Source organism: Pseudomonas sp. H1h (assembly GCF_000633255.1).
Lineage (GTDB): Bacteria > Pseudomonadota > Gammaproteobacteria > Pseudomonadales > Pseudomonadaceae > Aquipseudomonas.
Genome location: NZ_AYMJ01000036.1, coordinates 1 through 14,868 on the forward strand (window position 1 = coordinate 1; position 14,868 = coordinate 14,868).

At 61.0% G+C, this 14,868-nt stretch carries 15 protein-coding genes and 1 pseudogene; 6 read left to right on the plus strand and 10 right to left on the minus strand.

Annotated features, from left to right (window positions below; genetic code table 11):
* Nucleotides 1-122 (plus strand): annotated as a pseudogene (locus U862_RS31290) (DNA-3-methyladenine glycosylase 2 family protein); the annotation flags it as partial.
* A 67-nt stretch (nt 123-189) separates the two neighbouring features.
* Here U862_RS31290 and U862_RS0127810 read toward each other — a convergent pair.
* On the minus strand, nt 190-1,263 hold the full coding sequence (locus tag U862_RS0127810) for a fatty acid desaturase (protein ID WP_025113389.1): 1,074 nt from the start codon (nt 1,261-1,263) through the stop codon (nt 190-192).
* Between the two features lie 100 nt (nt 1,264-1,363).
* On the opposite strand from U862_RS0127810, the gene U862_RS0127815 reads away from it, so the two are divergent.
* Complete coding sequence (locus U862_RS0127815) at nt 1,364-2,368, plus strand: AraC family transcriptional regulator (RefSeq protein WP_025113390.1); 1,005 nt, start codon at nt 1,364-1,366, stop codon at nt 2,366-2,368.
* Nucleotides 2,369-2,469: 101 nt separating this feature from the next.
* Here U862_RS0127815 and U862_RS0127820 read toward each other — a convergent pair whose 3' ends face one another.
* Nucleotides 2,470-3,855, minus strand: a complete 1,386-nt coding sequence (locus U862_RS0127820; RefSeq protein WP_025113391.1) for a heavy metal sensor histidine kinase — start codon at nt 3,853-3,855, stop codon at nt 2,470-2,472.
* A complete protein-coding gene (locus U862_RS0127825) occupies nt 3,845-4,525 on the minus strand; it encodes a heavy metal response regulator transcription factor (RefSeq protein WP_025113392.1) in 681 nt (226 codons plus the stop codon). Before U862_RS0127825 ends, U862_RS0127820 begins: the two co-directional genes overlap by 11 nt.
* A 136-nt stretch (nt 4,526-4,661) precedes the next feature.
* Between U862_RS0127825 and U862_RS0127830 the strand changes: the two genes are divergently transcribed.
* Together U862_RS0127830 and uraH are read left to right on the plus strand one after the other, a co-directional pair.
* Complete coding sequence (locus U862_RS0127830) at nt 4,662-5,147, plus strand: heme-binding protein (protein ID WP_025113393.1); 486 nt, start codon at nt 4,662-4,664, stop codon at nt 5,145-5,147.
* A gap of 11 nt (nt 5,148-5,158) precedes the next feature.
* Nucleotides 5,159-5,569 carry a hydroxyisourate hydrolase gene (gene uraH / locus U862_RS0127835; protein ID WP_025113394.1) on the plus strand — a complete coding sequence of 137 codons (411 nt, stop codon included), beginning with the start codon at nt 5,159-5,161 and terminating at the stop codon, nt 5,567-5,569.
* A gap of 123 nt (nt 5,570-5,692) precedes the next feature.
* On the opposite strand, the gene U862_RS0127840 is transcribed toward uraH, so the two are convergent.
* Entirely contained in the window at nt 5,693-6,370 is a 678-nt protein-coding gene (locus tag U862_RS0127840) for a Crp/Fnr family transcriptional regulator (protein WP_025113395.1), read from the minus strand.
* An 82-nt stretch (nt 6,371-6,452) separates the two neighbouring features.
* Between U862_RS0127840 and U862_RS0127845 the strand changes: the two genes are divergently transcribed.
* A complete protein-coding gene (locus tag U862_RS0127845) occupies nt 6,453-6,977 on the plus strand; it encodes a DUF962 domain-containing protein (RefSeq protein WP_025113396.1) in 525 nt (174 codons plus the stop codon).
* A 94-nt stretch (nt 6,978-7,071) separates the two neighbouring features.
* Here U862_RS0127845 and U862_RS0127850 read toward each other — a convergent pair whose 3' ends face one another.
* The 6 genes from U862_RS0127850 to dibA form a co-directional block, all read right to left on the minus strand.
* On the minus strand, nt 7,072-8,061 hold the full coding sequence (locus tag U862_RS0127850) for a sulfate/molybdate ABC transporter ATP-binding protein (RefSeq protein WP_025113397.1): 990 nt from the start codon (nt 8,059-8,061) through the stop codon (nt 7,072-7,074).
* 3 nt (nt 8,062-8,064) lie between these two features.
* On the minus strand, nt 8,065-8,937 hold the full coding sequence (gene cysW, locus U862_RS0127855) for a sulfate ABC transporter permease subunit CysW (RefSeq protein WP_025113398.1): 873 nt from the start codon (nt 8,935-8,937) through the stop codon (nt 8,065-8,067).
* Between the two features lie 13 nt (nt 8,938-8,950).
* Complete coding sequence (gene cysT, locus U862_RS0127860; RefSeq protein WP_007952818.1) at nt 8,951-9,769, minus strand: sulfate ABC transporter permease subunit CysT; 819 nt, start codon at nt 9,767-9,769, stop codon at nt 8,951-8,953.
* 155 nt (nt 9,770-9,924) lie between these two features.
* Nucleotides 9,925-10,938, minus strand: a complete 1,014-nt coding sequence (locus U862_RS0127865) for a sulfate ABC transporter substrate-binding protein (protein ID WP_025113399.1) — start codon at nt 10,936-10,938, stop codon at nt 9,925-9,927.
* Nucleotides 10,939-11,075: 137 nt separating this feature from the next.
* The gene (gene oscA / locus U862_RS0127870; RefSeq protein ID WP_003220508.1) at nt 11,076-11,258 is read right to left on the minus strand and encodes a sulfur starvation response protein OscA; all 183 of its coding nucleotides are present in this window, start codon (nt 11,256-11,258) and stop codon (nt 11,076-11,078) included.
* Between the two features lie 300 nt (nt 11,259-11,558).
* Nucleotides 11,559-13,478, minus strand: coding sequence for a phosphodiesterase DibA (dibA, locus tag U862_RS0127875; RefSeq protein WP_025113400.1), 1,920 nt, complete (start codon nt 13,476-13,478; stop codon nt 11,559-11,561).
* Between the two features lie 146 nt (nt 13,479-13,624).
* On the opposite strand from dibA, the gene desA reads away from it, so the two are divergent.
* Complete coding sequence (gene desA, locus U862_RS0127880) at nt 13,625-14,809, plus strand: delta-9 fatty acid desaturase DesA (protein WP_025113401.1); 1,185 nt, start codon at nt 13,625-13,627, stop codon at nt 14,807-14,809.
* The last annotated feature ends 59 nt before the right edge of the window (nt 14,810-14,868 follow it).

The window sequence follows — 14,868 nt, forward strand, 5'->3', positions numbered from 1 at the left end:
CGCTGGAAGAGCTGGAAGGGACTCGACCCACGGCGCGGGCATTGGCTGATCGGGCTGAGGCTTGGCGGCCTTTTCGGGGGTATGCGGCGCAGGTGTTGTGGACCTTCGCGAGCAAGCCCGCTCCCACAGGGGAACGCATTCCAACTGTGGGAGCGGGCTTGCTCGCGAAGAGGCCCGCAAACTCACTCATCAAGCCCGGGCAGTGCGCACCTCTTCCTGCGCCACTTCATCCCGACGAACAAACCGGTTCGCCCGCCCAAACGTGCCGAAATCATTGAACCGCACCCCCATCTCACGCATCACTTCATGCGCCACCGGCACCGTCATCTGGCGAATGTAGAACGGTTCCTTGACCACGAAATGGTGAATCCCGTGGCTGCTGCCGAAGTTGAAGCAAAAGGCCTGCAGCGGCCACAACCACCATGGATTCAGCACTTGGCATTGCTGCAGCACATTGCCTGGCTCGACGTCACCGTAGTAATGCATGTTCGAACTGATGAAGTGCAGGCAAAACGTGCGCAGCACGTTCGGGCCGATGATCACCACCGCCGCGATGTCGATCACTTGCATGACCGACAGCGTGGTCGCCGACCATTCAATCGGCGACCCCACGAGATAGGCGATGCCATTCGCCGCATGGAAGCCGAGAAACACGTACCACGCGCCCCAATGCACCAGCGCCAGCGGCGCGTAAACCTTCAAGCTGCGTTTGATGATGCTGATTTTGTGCGCCCAGGTCTTGGCCCGCAGCATGCGGATGAACGCCGACATCACGTTGTCGCCGACCATCAGCAACCGCGCAAAACCCCACGGTTCACCGTTGGTGATCGCGCGTTCTTCCATGTCGGTTTCGGTGCCGGAGACCTTGTGATGATTGAGATGCAAGTGCCGGCGAATCCACGGGTTGATCGTGCTCGGCCGCGCCAGCCACACCAGGCCCATCATCAGATTGTGCGGCACGCGCTGTTTGCGGAAGTACATGCTGTGGATCAGGTCGTGCTCCAGCTCATGGGTCAACGAGGCGAAAAACGCATTGAGCAGCAAGCACACCCACCACGCCATGTGGCCAGTGATGTAGAGCGCTGCCGAACCGATCATCCCGACCAGGGCAAAGGCCAGAATCCCGGCACCCAGCGCATCCTGATGCAGCAGAATCGGATAGCGCTCGCGCAACTCGACGCCCTTGGCCAGCACCACTTCGCGAATATGCGCTGATCGCTGGGCAGCATTGTGTCGCTGGGGGCTTGCAGAAGTACGGTCCATGCTTCCATCCTCTGGTTATCGATGTTCGCATCCTGCCCTGTGCATTTGCAGAACACGCTAGCCGAGAACGCCAACCTGTTGACCGGAAGCGCCAATCAGCATGAAGGAACCGACCTCCCTCGCCAGCTGGACCCGTGCCTTGCGCAAGCAACTCGATGCGCTGGGGCTGGACAGTATTGGCCTGTGCCAACAGGCCGGCCTCGATCCGCAGTTGATGGATGACCCGAACGCGCGTTACCCGTTATCCGGCACCACACGCCTGTGGGAGCTGGCAGTGCAGTTCAGCGGTGATCCGGCGATCGGCCTGCGGGTCTCGCGGTTCGTCAGCCCGACCACGTTCCATGCGCTCGGTTATGCGCTGGTGGCCAGCGGCAGCCTGCGTGAAGTGTTCGAGCGCATCGTGCGTTATCACCCGGTGGTCAGCGATGCGCTGGAGCTGGAACTGAGCCGCAGCGACGACCGTTATCTGTTTCGTCTGAACATTCCGTCAGGCAATCCGGCGCCGGCCTTCGAGGCCATCGATGCCTTTGCCGCGATCTATGTACGCACTTGTCGAAATCGTCTTGGCCGCGACTACGCGCCGCTGGCGGTGTACTTGCGCCGCCCGGAACCGTCCGATGCGCACCAATGGCACAAGGTATTTCGCGCGCCGGTGCATTTCTCCTCCGCCGAGGACCGCCTGGAGTTCGCCCTCGCCGACTTCGACAGCCACCTTGACGACGCCAACCCGGAGTTGGCCGAACACAACGAAGCGGTGCTCAAGCGCACCCTGGCCCAGCTCAAACCGCTGACCTGGGAGCGCAAGGTGCGCGACGCCATCGAAGAGCAACTGCCCGAGGGTGAGCCCGGTGCCGAGCGCATCGCCCAGGCGTTGCACCTGAGCCTGCGCAGCCTGCAACGGCATCTGGCGGATGAAGGGTGTCGCTTCGACACGTTGCTCAACGAGAGCCGCGAAAACCTCGCGCTGCTGCACCTGCGCGATCCGCAGTGTTCGTTGAGTGAGGTCAGTTATCTGCTGGGGTTTGCTGATACCAGCAGCTTCAGTCGGGCGTTCAAGCGCTGGACCGGGATGACGCCGGGGCAGTTTCGCGATCAGTTGCGCTAATCAATATTTGTGGTGAATTCACGGGCCTCTTCGCGAGCAGGCTCGCTCCCACAGGGGAACGTATTTCAAAGTGGGAGCGGGCTTGCTCGCGAAGGCGTCAGTCAGAACACCTCAAAGCCCAACTCAAACACGGTACCAGTGGCATCACTGCTCACCCGCACCCGCCCCCCATGCAACTGCATGATCGACTGCACAATCGCCAGCCCCAACCCACCGGAATCCCCCGGTTCCGCCCGTGACGGATCGACCCGGTAAAAGCGATCAAACAATTTGCCCAGGTGCTGTGGCGCGATGGCCGTGCCGAGGTTGTGCACCTGCAACCAGCACATGCCAGGTTCATCGCGGCGGCAAAGGCTGATCAGCGTGCCTGCATCCGCGTGCCGCACCGCATTGGCCAACAGGTTGCCAAGTGCGCGTTGCAGCAGTTGCTGGTCGGCCAGCAGTTCGCCGTGCAACTGGTTATTCAGCCGCAACTCGCGGTCATCGGCCAACGCTTCAAAGTAATCGCAGAGCTCACTGCCGACGCAGTGCAGATCCAGCGTCCGCCGTTCGAGCGCCCGTTCTGCCTGTTCGGCGCGGGCGAGGAACATCAGGTTTTCGGCCATGCGCTTGAGGCGTTCGAATTCTTCCATGTTCGAGGCCAACAGTTCCTGATACTCCGCAGTGCTGCGCGGGTGATTCAGCGCCTGACCGTTGCTCGCCAGCAAGGTGTGCAACGGCGTGCGGATTTCGTGCGCAAGGTCAGCGGAAAACTGCGACAACCGCTGCACACTGTCGTCCAGCCGGGCGAGCATGCCGTTGAGCGCCTGCACCGGTTCGAGCAGCTCTGCCGGCGTACCGCTCGCCGATAACCGTTGATCAAGGCTGCGCAGATCAATTCCGCGCACCGCCTCGCTCAACTGCCGCAACGGTTGCAGACCCCGGCGCAGCAGGACCAGGCCCAGCGCAAACGCGAGCAACGCGCCGAGCCCGACCGCCAGGTACAGGCGCAAACGATAACTGCCAAGCATCTGCTCACGCTCACTGAGCACCTTGCCGGCAATCACCGTCAGCGGCTCGCCGTTCGGCCCTTGGGCTTCACCGGACAACAACGCCAGCTCGGCACCGTCCGGCGCCTGCCAGGTCAGCACGTCGTGACGCTGTGGCGTCTGCTCGCGGGGGATAGCGTTCAGCGCCGGCAACTCGCGCTGACGAGGGTTGATGCCGATCACGCTCGATCCGTCGGCACGCCGCACCAGCAGCAGACTGTCGAGGTTACCGAGCATGTTCTGATAGAGACGCGGGCGCGCCTGCAAGGCGTCGAGGCTGTCGCTGTCGGCGAGCAGCGCGCGCACCTGCTCGAGTCGGCCGAGCAGGGCCAGGTCATCGCGATAAGCGATTTCCGACGCCAGCGAGCGATAGAGAAACACGCCAATCGCACTCAGCACCAACGCGCAGACCACGGCAAACGCCAGCGCCAGACGCCAGGCGATCGACCTAGCGCGCATCGTCGGGCGCTTCCAGCTGATAGCCGACGCCGCGCACGGTGTGGATCAGTTTTGGCATGAACGGGTCATCGACTTTGGCCCGCAAGCGGCGCACCGCGACTTCGACCATGTTGGTGTCGCTGTCGAAATTCAGGTTCCACACCTGGGAGGCGATCAGCGTGCGTGACAACACTTCGCCCTGACGACTGGCGAGCAATTGCAACAGGGCAAATTCCTTGTTGGTCAGGGCAATGCGCTGACCGCCGCGACTGACCCGACGCCGCAGCACATCAATCTCAAGGTCAGCGATGCAGTAGGACTCGGCCTCGCGCATCGGCCCACGCCGCAGCAGCGTGCGCACCCGCGCGAGCAATTCGGCGAAGGCGAAGGGTTTGAGCAAGTAATCGTCGGCGCCCAGTTCCAGTCCGCGCACGCGGTCTTCGATAGCGTCCTTGGCGGTCAGGAACAGCACCGGCGTGGCGCCGCGCTGGCGGATCAGTTGCAGCAACTGCCAACCATTGAGGCCCGGCAGCATCACGTCGAGGATGATCAGGTCGTATGCCTGCTGCTCGATGAAATAGCGCCCATCGAGGCCATTGAGTGCCACGTCCACGGCAAAACCCGACTCGCCCAGCCCTTTGGCAAGGAAATTCGCGGTTTTGGCTTCATCTTCTACGACCAGCAAACGCATGGCACACCTCGATTGATCAGGCACACAGGCTAGGCGCCTTCGGTCCGGTTGCCCATTACAAACTTGTAATCCGACTGACGAGGTTCTGACGAAGAGCGCCGGCTAAGGTGGCGACCTTCGCTTTCGGAGCCTGTTCATGACCTTCAAATATCTTGTCGCGAGCCTCGCCATCGGCCTGAGCGCCAGCGCGGTTGCCAGCCCGGAACTGCCACGTCACGCCGACCTCGATCTGAAAACCGCACGCTTGCTGGCCGATTCGGCGCTGAGCAATTGCACCGGCACGGTGTCAGTGCTCGACCGTGGCGGCAACCTGCTGGTGACTCTGCGCGGCGATGGCATCGGCCCGCACAACACCGCCGCCAGCCAGCGCAAGGCCTACACCGCGCTGTCGACGAAAACCCCGACCCGGCTGTTTGCCGAGCACGCCCGCAGCAACCCGCAGACCGCCAATCTCAACACCCTCGATGAGCTGCTGTTGCTCGGCGGCGGTATCCCGTTGTTCGCCGGCAATGAGCTGGTGGGCGCCATGGGCGTGGCCGGATCCGGCGGCGGCGAACAAGACGAAAACTGTGCCATCAAGGCCGCCGAAAAGGCCGGCCTGACCCTCATCCGTTCCCCATAAGGAGACTGACCATGTCCCCCCTGCGCATGACCTTCGCCGTAGTCGGCCTGAGCGCTGTTTCAGGCCTGGCGCTGGCCGCCGGCAACCCACTGAGCGTGCACGTGCTCAATCTGGAAAACGGCCTGCCGTCCCCCGGGATCAACGTGACCCTGGAAAAACACGTCGGCCAGGACTGGCAGCCACTGGCCCAGGGCACCACCAACGAACAGGGACGCATCGCTGAACTGTTCCCGGCCAAACAGCCTTTCGAGGCGGGCGAATACCGCGTGGTGTTCAACACCGGCGAGTATTTCGAGAAGAACAAGCGCCAGACGTTCTTCCCGGAGATCCCGGTGATTTTCCAGGTGCAGCAGACTGACCAGCACTACCATATCCCATTGCTGCTCAGCCCTTATGGCTTCTCGACCTATCGCGGCTCGTAGAAACAACATTGATCCAATATGGGAGCGGGCTTGCTCGCGAAGGCGGTGTGTCAGTTCATGATGTGTTAGCTGATGCACCGCTTTCGCGAGCAAGCCCGCTCCCACAGGGGAAAACCGTGTTCTTCAGAGTGTGGCCAGCGCCCGCAATCGAACGGCATCAAGAATTTCGATCTCGCCGTACCCCAGCCCGATAATCCCCTGTCCCTGTAAATCCTTGAGGATCTGGTTGGTGGTCTGCCGTGACAGCGACAGCATCGACGCCAATTGCTCCTGCGGCAGTTGCAGCACACGGCGCGGCGGGTCGAGTTCGCCGTAGCCTTCGGCAATCATCAGCAGGCGATGGGCCAGGCGTGCCGGGGCCGGGAGCAAACTCAGCTGTTCAAGATTGATGAAGGTCAGGCGCAATTTCTGGCTCATCAGCAACGCCAGATGCCGCCAGTACAGCGGCTGCTCGTCGAGGATTGTCAGCAGGGTGTTTTGCGCGATGTTCAGCAAGGTGCAAGGCCCGACAGCGTAGGCGTCATGGGTGCGCGGCTGGCCATCGAACAGGCAGATTTCGCCGAACCAGTGCGGCGCTTCCACCAGGCTCAGCAACGCCTCCTTGCCCTGCTCGCTCACCGCTCCGATACGGATCGCGCCGTCGAGCACCGCATACAATCCGCACGGCGCATCGCCGCGTTGAAACAGCCGCTGCCCCGCCGTCAGCCGCCGCTCCCGGGCCGCCGCCAGCAGACTATCCTGAAAGGACGCTGGCAGATGACTGAACCATTGCCCTGTCATCAGCTGTGAATGCTTATCCATGAACACTCCCAATTGTCGCCTGCCTGACAGAGCGAACGCCGAACCCGGGGCATGCTGCTCTCACCCAACAGGAGGAACAACAATGAAAAGCCTCGTCGATCATTTGAGTCAATACGCCGCGTATCACCGCGACCCGCGCAACATCGCCAGCCACTTTATCGGCATTCCGCTGATCGTAGTGGCCGTGGCGGTGTTGTTGTCGCGGCCAGAATGGGCGCTGGGCAGTTTGTGGCTATCGCCGGCGGTGTTGCTGGCGTTGGCCTCGGCGTGGTTCTACCTGCGCCTGGAAGTGAAGCTGGGCGTTCTGATGACGGTGCTGATGGCGTTGTCGGTCTGGGCCGGGCATGTGCTGGCGCAGCAGAGCACCATGGTCTGGCTCAGCAGCGGCCTGGCAATGTTTGTGATCGGCTGGGTGATCCAGTTTGTCGGGCACCATTATGAAGGACGCAAACCGGCGTTTGTCGATGACGTGAGCGGGTTGATTGTCGGGCCGTTGTTTGTGGTGGCGGAACTGGCGTTCATGCTCGGCATGCGACAGGCGCTGAAAGAGCAGATCGAGGCGCGGGCGGGCGTGGTACGGGTCAATCCGAATCGGGCGGCTGTGTAGATCGCATTCGCGAGCAAGCCGCTCCCACAGGGAAACGCATTCCAAGTGTGGGAGCGAGCTTGCTCCTGGCGGCGATCCGACGAAGCTTTTGACGTCAGAGGCCTGCGACTTTCTGCCAGACCTTCGGTTTGAAGAACAGCGTTTCACCTTTGGCCAGACCAATCAGGCTGTCATGGTCTTTCACCACTTCGGCCTCGATCAGGTCCGTCTGCCCTTCCACCTTCAATGTCACCCGCGTGGTTGCGCCCAACGGGCGGATATCGCGCACCTCAGCGGCGTGGTGATCTTCCAGTTCATGTTTGGACAACGACACTTCGTGCGGGCGGAACAGCACGTGGTTGTCGTCACTGAGCAGCAAGCGGTTCGAGTCGCCGAGGAAGTGATAGACGAAATCGCTGGCCGGGTTTTCGTAGACATCGCCCGGTGAGCCGATCTGCTCGATCACGCCCTTGTTCATCACCACGATACGGTCAGCGACTTCCATCGCTTCTTCCTGGTCGTGAGTCACGAACACCGAGGTCAGGTTGATGTCTTCGTGCAGCCGCGCCAACCAGCGGCGCAGCTCTTTGCGCACCTTGGCGTCGAGGGCGCCGAACGGCTCATCGAGCAGCAGCACCTTCGGTTCAACCGCCAACGCGCGGGCCAGGGCGATACGCTGACGCTGGCCGCCAGACAATTGCTCCGGGTAACGATCCGACAACCAGTCCAGTTGCACCATGTTCAGCAGTTCGTGGACCTTGGTCGCGATCTGGCTTTCGCTCGGGCGCTGGTTTTTCGGCTTCATGCGCAGGCCGAACGCGACGTTGTCGAACACCGTCATGTGGCGGAACAGCGCGTAGTGCTGGAACACGAAACCGACGTTGCGATCACGCACGTCGTGGCCGGAGACGTCTTCACCGTGAAAGACGATGTTGCCCTGATCCGGGGTTTCCAGGCCGGCAATAATCCGCAGCAGCGTGGTCTTGCCGCAACCGGACGGGCCGAGCAACGCCACCAGTTCACCGCTATGGATGTCCAGGCTGATGTTGTCCAGCGCCTTGAACGCATTGAAATTCTTGCTGACGTTACGCACTTCGATCGACATGAGTTATTCCTCCGCGGCGCTGGCGCGCAGGCGGTTGATACGGTTTTCGCTCCACTGCTTGAGCAGCAGGATGAAGAGCGCCAGGATCAGCAACAGGCTCGCCACGGCGAACGCGGCCACGTGGTTGTATTCGTTGTAGAGGATCTCGACGTGCAGCGGCAAGGTGTTGGTCACCCCGCGAATGTGCCCGGAAACCACCGACACCGCACCGAACTCACCCATGGCCCGCGCGGTGCACAGCACCACGCCATAGATCAGGCCCCATTTGATGTTGGGGACGGTGACGTGCCAGAACATCTGCCAGCCGTTGGCGCCGAGCAGGCGCGCGGCCTCCTCTTCCTGCGTGCCTTGTTCCTGCATCAGCGGAATCAGTTCACGGGCCACGAACGGCACAGTGACGAAGATCGTCGCCAGCACGATGCCCGGCAGGGCGAAGACGATCTGGATGTCGTGATCCTGCAGCCACGGCCCGAACAGGCCCTGGGCGCCGAACATCAGCACGTAGACCAGACCTGCGATCACCGGCGATACCGAGAACGGCAGGTCGATCAGCGTCACCAGCATGCTCTTGCCGCGGAACGAGTACTTGCTCACGCACCACGCGGCGCTGACGCCGAACACCAGGTTCAGCGGCACCGAAATCAGCACCGCGATCACCGTGAGTTTCAGCGCCGACAAGGCATCGGGTTCAAAGATCGCGGTGAAGAATGCACCGAGGCCGTTCTTCAAACCTTGGGACACCACGATGAACAGCGGCAACACCAGGAACAGAAAAAAGATCAGCCAGCCGAGACTGATCAGCACTCTGCGCGAAGTGGCGCTGCCACGGCGCGCAGCGTTGGCCGAGGAAGCGGCCGCAATAGACGATTGGGACATGGTTCGCGCCTCCTTATGGGGTTTCGATGCGCCGCTGCAGCAAGTTGATCAGCAGCAACAGGACGAAGGAAACCACCAGCATCAGCACGCCGATGGAAGTGGCGCCGGTGTAGTCGTACTGGTCGAGTTTGACCATGATCAGCAGCGGCAGAATTTCGGTTTTCATCGGCATGTTGCCGGCGATGAAAATCACCGAACCGTACTCGCCGACGCCCCGCGCGAACGCCAGAGCAAAACCGGTCAGCCAGGCGGGCAACAGCGCCGGCAACAGGATGTGGCGGAACACCTGCAGTGGCTTCGCCCCGAGGCAGGCAGCGGCTTCTTCGACTTCACGCGGAATGTCCGCCAGCACCGGCTGCACCGTGCGCACCACGAACGGCAGGGTCACGAAGGTCAACGCCAGCGTGATCCCGAGCGGGGTGTAGGCGATCTTGAAACCGAGGTCCGCGGCGAACTGCCCGACCAGCCCGGTCGGGGTGTACAGCGCCGTCAGCGCAATACCGGCCACCGCGGTCGGCAACGCGAACGGCAGATCGATCATCGCATCGATCACCTTGCGCCCCGGGAACGTGTAGCGCACCAGCACCCAGGCCAGCAACGTGCCGATGATGCCGTTGATGATCGCGGCGCACAGCGCAGTGCCGAAGCTCAGCTTCAGTGCAGCGAGAACGCGGGGCGCGGAGATGATCGTCCAGAACTGATCCCAGGTGAGTTGGGCGGCATGGACGAACATCGCCGCCAGCGGGATAAGCACAATCAGGCTGAGGTACACCAAGGTGTAACCCAGCGTCAGCCCGAAGCCGGGTATGACGGGGGAGATACGACGCGACATAAAAGTCCTTGGTTGAAAACGCATCAATGTGGGAGCGGGCTTGCTCGCGAATGGGCCCTATCATTCAACATTTATGTCGTCTGACACACCGTCTTCGCGAGCAAGCCCGCTCCCACATGTTTTGTGCCTGAACATCAGGCTCGTTTCATTTGAGATTACTGCGCCTGATAGATCTGGTCGAACACGCCACCGTCGTTGAAGAATTTAGGCTGCGCGGATTTCCAGCCGCCGAAGTCCTTGTCGATGGTTACCAGTTCCAGTTTCGGGAACTGCTGGGCGTACTTCGCCGCCACGTCCTTGTCACGCGGGCGGTAGAAGTTCTTCGCGGCGATCTCCTGACCGGCCGGGCTGTACAGGTGCTTCAGATAGGCTTCGGCGATCTGCTCGTTGCCCTTCTTCTCGGCATTCTTGTCGACCACAGCCACTGGCGGTTCGGCGAGGATCGACAGCGACGGCACGACGATGTCGAACTTGTCGGCGCCACCGTCTTCTTTCAGCGCCAGGAACGCTTCGTTTTCCCAGGCCAGCAACACGTCACCCTGACCGTTGTTGACGAAGGTAATGGTCGAGCCGCGAGCGCCGGTGTCCAATACCGGAACGTGCTTGAACAGGGTCTGTACGTACTCTTTGGCTTTTGCTTCGCTACCGCCGTTGGCTTTCAGGCCGTAAGCCCACGCAGCGAGGAAGTTCCAGCGTGCGCCACCCGAGGTTTTCGGGTTCGGGGTGATCACCGAGACATCGTTCTTGACCAGGTCGCCCCAGTCCTTGATGCCTTTCGGGTTGCCCTTGCGCACCAGGAACACAATGGTCGAGGTATACGGGGTGCTGGCGTCCGGCAGGCGCTTCTGCCAGTCGGCCGGCAGGGTCTTGCCGAGCTTGGCGATTTCGTCGATGTCGCCGGCCAGTGCCAGGGTCACGACGTCAGCGCGCAGACCGTCGATCACCGCGCGGCCCTGCTTGCCCGAACCGCCGTGGGATTGCTGGATTTTCACGGTGTCGCCGGCATGGTCCTGCTGCCAGAACTTGATGAATTCGGCGTTGTAGTCCTGATACAGCTCACGGGTCGGGTCGTACGACACGTTGAGCAGTTCGTAATCCTTGGCAACCGCGGAACCGGCAAACACAGCGCTGGCCAAGGCGGCCAAAGCGTAACGGCGAATCGACGACATGGTGAAAGCTCCTGGAATTCTGGGTGGTGGCTTTTTCTTATGTGTTGCTGGAGTCGGGTTGCTCATTCAAAGATCGCCGCCTGCGACAGCTCTTGCGCACAGCCCCCTGCAGAAGCTGCCGCAGGCTGCGATCTTTTTCAGCTCGGCTTGTTGCCCGGTTGCTGCAAACGGAATTTCTCTTTGCGTTCGATCTGTACGACCTGGGCGTTGTGCACAGTGATCTCCACCGCACCGAAACGCAGATCGCGCAGGGCGCTCTGGATTTCACGCAAGATGGTGGTTTCGTCCTGACCGTCAACGCTGCGAAGGGATGCGCTCATGGTGCTGCTCCTTTGAATGGAATATGCCTGGCAGTGGGCGGCACTGCGTTCGGCGTGGGAGCAATATAAGAGAGGCGCAGATATTCTTAAAAAGACTATTTAAGAATGTTTATATAACTAGAAAACATTAACTGTCGGGGCAAGGGTTTGCGCAGATTCGGGACCGACAGATAACCCTGTGGTGAGGGGATTTATCCCCGCTGGACTGCGCAGCAGTCGCAAAATTTTCAGGGTCGCTTCGCAACCCGACGGGGATAAATTCACTCGCGACAGGTTTTGTACTCACCACAGAGACTGGATTCAGCCGATAACAGGAGCCTTCGCCCAATCAATTTCTCCCGCCGGCACCGGCCGCCCAAACCAGTAGCCCTGGCCCAGATCACATTCCTGATCCAACAGAAACGCCGCCTGCTCCGCCTGCTCGATCCCTTCGGCGTGCACCTGCATGCCCATGCTGCGGGCCAGGGCGATGATCACGCGAACGATCGCCACATCGTCCTCGTCAGACGGCAGCCCGGCCACAAAACCCTGATCGATCTTGAGCTTCTGCACCGGCAGACGCTTGAGCCGCAAGAGAGATGAATAGCCGGTGCCAAAATCGTCGATGGCCAGGCGAATGCCCAACTCGCGTAACCGATGCATCTGCTCCAGCGCCACTTCAGGGTCGTCCATCACCGCACTTTCGGTGACTTCCAGCTCCAGATAGGCCGGATCCAGCCCGGTCTCGTGCAGCACCTGCGCCACCTGCTGATACAGCTCGCGCCGGGCGAACAGCCGCGACGAGACGTTGACTGCGACGAACGACAGGACAACTCCCGCCTGTTGCCATTGGCACATCTGCGAACACGCCTGGCGCATCACCCAGGCATCGATTTCGGCAATCATCCCGGTGCGCTCGGCAATCGGAATGAATTCCGCCGGCGACACCAGCCCTCGTTGTGGATGCTGCCAACGCACCAGCGCTTCGACGCCAATCAGGCGACTGCTGTGCAAATCGTGAACCGGTTGGTAGTAGACCCGCAGCTCCTGCTGCTCCAGCGCGCGGCGCAATTCGAAGGCGATCTCGACCCGTTGCTGGGCATGTGCCGTCAGCTCTTCGGTGTACAACGCGTATCCGTTACGCCCACTGCTCTTGGCCTTGAACAATGCGGCATCGGCATTGCGCAACAGCTGATCGGCACTCAGCGCGTCGCTGGGGAACAGGCTGATACCGATACTGGCGTTGATGAACAACTCATGCCGGTCGATGGCGAACGGCTCCTTCAGCGCATCGAGAATGCGTTGCGCCAGCGCCGCAGCCTGTACCAGCTGTGGACAACTTTCCGCCAGCACCGCGAATTCATCACCGCCGAGCCGTGCCAGGGTCATCCCGGGGCCGAACAGATCCTGCAGGCGTGCCGCCACCGCTTTGAGCAAGCGATCGCCAACGTTATGCCCGAGGCTGTCGTTGATCATCTTGAAGTGATCCAGATCGATCATCAGCAAGGCGCAGCCGCGCTTGTGCAGTTGCGCCGATGTCAGCGCCTGTTCGGCGCGGTCGCTGAACAGCAGACGGTTGGGCAGGTCGGTCAGTGGATCGTGGTGCGCGAGGTGCTTGAGTTCGTGCTCGGAGTCCTTGATCGCACTGATGTCAGAAAACACCGCCACATAGTGGCTGAGGCGTCCCTGATCATCGTGAATCACGCGGATGGTCTGCCACTGTGGGTAAATCTCACCGCTCTTGCGCCGATTCCAGATTTCCCCGCTCCATTCGCCGTGTGCCTGCAGCGTGGCAAACATCGCCTGATAGAAGTCTGGTGGATGGTGACCGGACTTGAACAAGCTCGGTTGATGACCGAGGACTTCTTCACGCTGGTAGCCGGTGATCTCCATGAACGCGCGGTTGACGTGCACGATCAGGCCCTCGCGATTGGTGACCAGCACCCCTTCGCGGGTGCAGTCGAACACCGCAGCCGCCTGACGCAGGCGCTCACGGTCGGCCTGACGCTCGCGCAACCGCGCACCAATGCCGAGAAACTCACACAAACGCACGCGGGCCAGGAAGATCAACCCGGCACTCAGCGCCGCCCAGACGTAACCGTTGATCAGTTGCCAACGCAGTTGATCGACGGACTCATCGAAGAAATTGTTTAATAAATAACCAGTCCCTTGCAGCCAGACGGCCGCAAGCACGAGATAAAGCAGCGCTGCACGCAAGGCATCGCGATAAGTGGCAGACATTCGGCTGTCCATGTCCCTACAAAAAGGTTGGAATTATAGGTCAAGAAACATCCAGCGACTCTTATCTGAAAGGGCGACTGGTTTTATCTGTGTGCTTGGTGATAATGCAACGGCTGTTTTTATCTTTATCGAGGGCCCTATAGCCTATGTGGTACGAAGGTTTTCTTGGCTTGTCGGCCTGGTCACTGGTCGCGGTCACCCTGCTGATGACCCACGTGACAATTGTCGCCGTCACGGTCTATCTGCACCGTTATTCGGCCCATCGCTCGCTTGAGCTGAATGCCGGCCTGAAACACTTTTTCCGCTTCTGGCTGTGGCTGACCACGGCGCAGAACACCCGCGAGTGGACCGCCATCCACCGTAAGCACCACGCCAAATGCGAAACCGAAGATGACCCGCACAGTCCGGTCATCAAGGGTCTGTCCACCGTGCTGCGCAAAGGCGCCGAGCTGTATCGCGCCGAAGCCGAGAACCCGGAGACCCTGCGCATCTACGGCAAGAACTGCCCCGAAGACTGGATCGAACGCAATCTCTACAGCCGCTATCCGCTGCTGGGCGTGGCAATCATGGGCGTCATCGACCTGCTGCTGTTCGGCACCATCGGCATCACCATCTGGGCAATCCAGATGATGTGGATTCCGGTCTGGGCCGCCGGCGTGGTCAACGGTCTGGGGCACGCCATCGGCTACCGCAACTTCGAATGCCGCGACGCGGCAACCAATCTGGTGCCGTGGGGCATCCTGATCGGCGGCGAAGAGCTGCACAACAACCACCACACCTACCCCAACTCGGCCAAGCTGTCGGTGAAGAAGTGGGAGTTCGACCTCGGCTGGGCGTGGATCAAGGTCTTCAGCTTCCTCGGTCTGGCCAAGGTGCAGCGTGTGGCGCCGATCGCCCACCGCGTCGAAGGCAAGGGCAACCTGGACATGGATACCGCCATGGCGATCCTCAACAATCGCTTCCAGATCATGGCCCAGTACCGCAAATTGGTGATCGGCCCGCTGGTCAAGCAGGAGCTGGACAAGGTCGATCATTCGGTACGCCATCAATTCCATCGGGCCAAACGCCTGCTGTCGCGGGAAACCAGCCTGTTGGAAGACCGTCATCACTTGCGCATCCAGAACATGCTCGAGCACAGTCAGGCACTGAAGGTAATTTACGAAAAACGCCTGGCCTTGCAGCAGATCTGGGTCAAGACCAGCGCCAATGGCCACGACATGCTCGCCGCCATCAAGGAATGGGTGCACGAGGCCGAGGCCAGTGGTATCCAGTCCCTGCGTGAATTCGCCGACCAGTTGAAAACCTACTCGTTGCGTCCAGCAGCGGTCTGATGCCGTTGATCGGTGCGCCCGGGCTCCCGGGTGCACCCTTCGGAACTAAGCACAAAATC

Coding starts and splice junctions, on each gene's coding strand:
- uraH (WP_025113394.1), top strand. CDS start 5,159: ATGTCCCCCCTGCGCATGACCTTCGCCGTAGTCGGCCTGAGCGCTGTT.
- U862_RS0127825 (WP_025113392.1), bottom strand. CDS start 4,525: ATGCGTTTGCTGGTCGTAGAAGATGAAGCCAAAACCGCGAATTTCCTT.
- U862_RS0127840 (WP_025113395.1), bottom strand. CDS start 6,370: ATGGATAAGCATTCACAGCTGATGACAGGGCAATGGTTCAGTCATCTG.
- U862_RS0127865 (WP_025113399.1), bottom strand. CDS start 10,938: ATGTCGTCGATTCGCCGTTACGCTTTGGCCGCCTTGGCCAGCGCTGTG.
- oscA (WP_003220508.1), bottom strand. CDS start 11,258: ATGAGCGCATCCCTTCGCAGCGTTGACGGTCAGGACGAAACCACCATC.
- U862_RS0127810 (WP_025113389.1), bottom strand. CDS start 1,263: ATGGACCGTACTTCTGCAAGCCCCCAGCGACACAATGCTGCCCAGCGA.
- U862_RS0127820 (WP_025113391.1), bottom strand. CDS start 3,855: ATGCGCGCTAGGTCGATCGCCTGGCGTCTGGCGCTGGCGTTTGCCGTG.
- cysW (WP_025113398.1), bottom strand. CDS start 8,937: ATGTCCCAATCGTCTATTGCGGCCGCTTCCTCGGCCAACGCTGCGCGC.
- U862_RS0127830 (WP_025113393.1), top strand. CDS start 4,662: ATGACCTTCAAATATCTTGTCGCGAGCCTCGCCATCGGCCTGAGCGCC.
- U862_RS0127850 (WP_025113397.1), bottom strand. CDS start 8,061: ATGTCGATCGAAGTGCGTAACGTCAGCAAGAATTTCAATGCGTTCAAG.
- dibA (WP_025113400.1), bottom strand. CDS start 13,478: ATGTCTGCCACTTATCGCGATGCCTTGCGTGCAGCGCTGCTTTATCTC.
- cysT (WP_007952818.1), bottom strand. CDS start 9,769: ATGTCGCGTCGTATCTCCCCCGTCATACCCGGCTTCGGGCTGACGCTG.
- U862_RS0127845 (WP_025113396.1), top strand. CDS start 6,453: ATGAAAAGCCTCGTCGATCATTTGAGTCAATACGCCGCGTATCACCGC.
- desA (WP_025113401.1), top strand. CDS start 13,625: ATGTGGTACGAAGGTTTTCTTGGCTTGTCGGCCTGGTCACTGGTCGCG.
- U862_RS0127815 (WP_025113390.1), top strand. CDS start 1,364: ATGAAGGAACCGACCTCCCTCGCCAGCTGGACCCGTGCCTTGCGCAAG.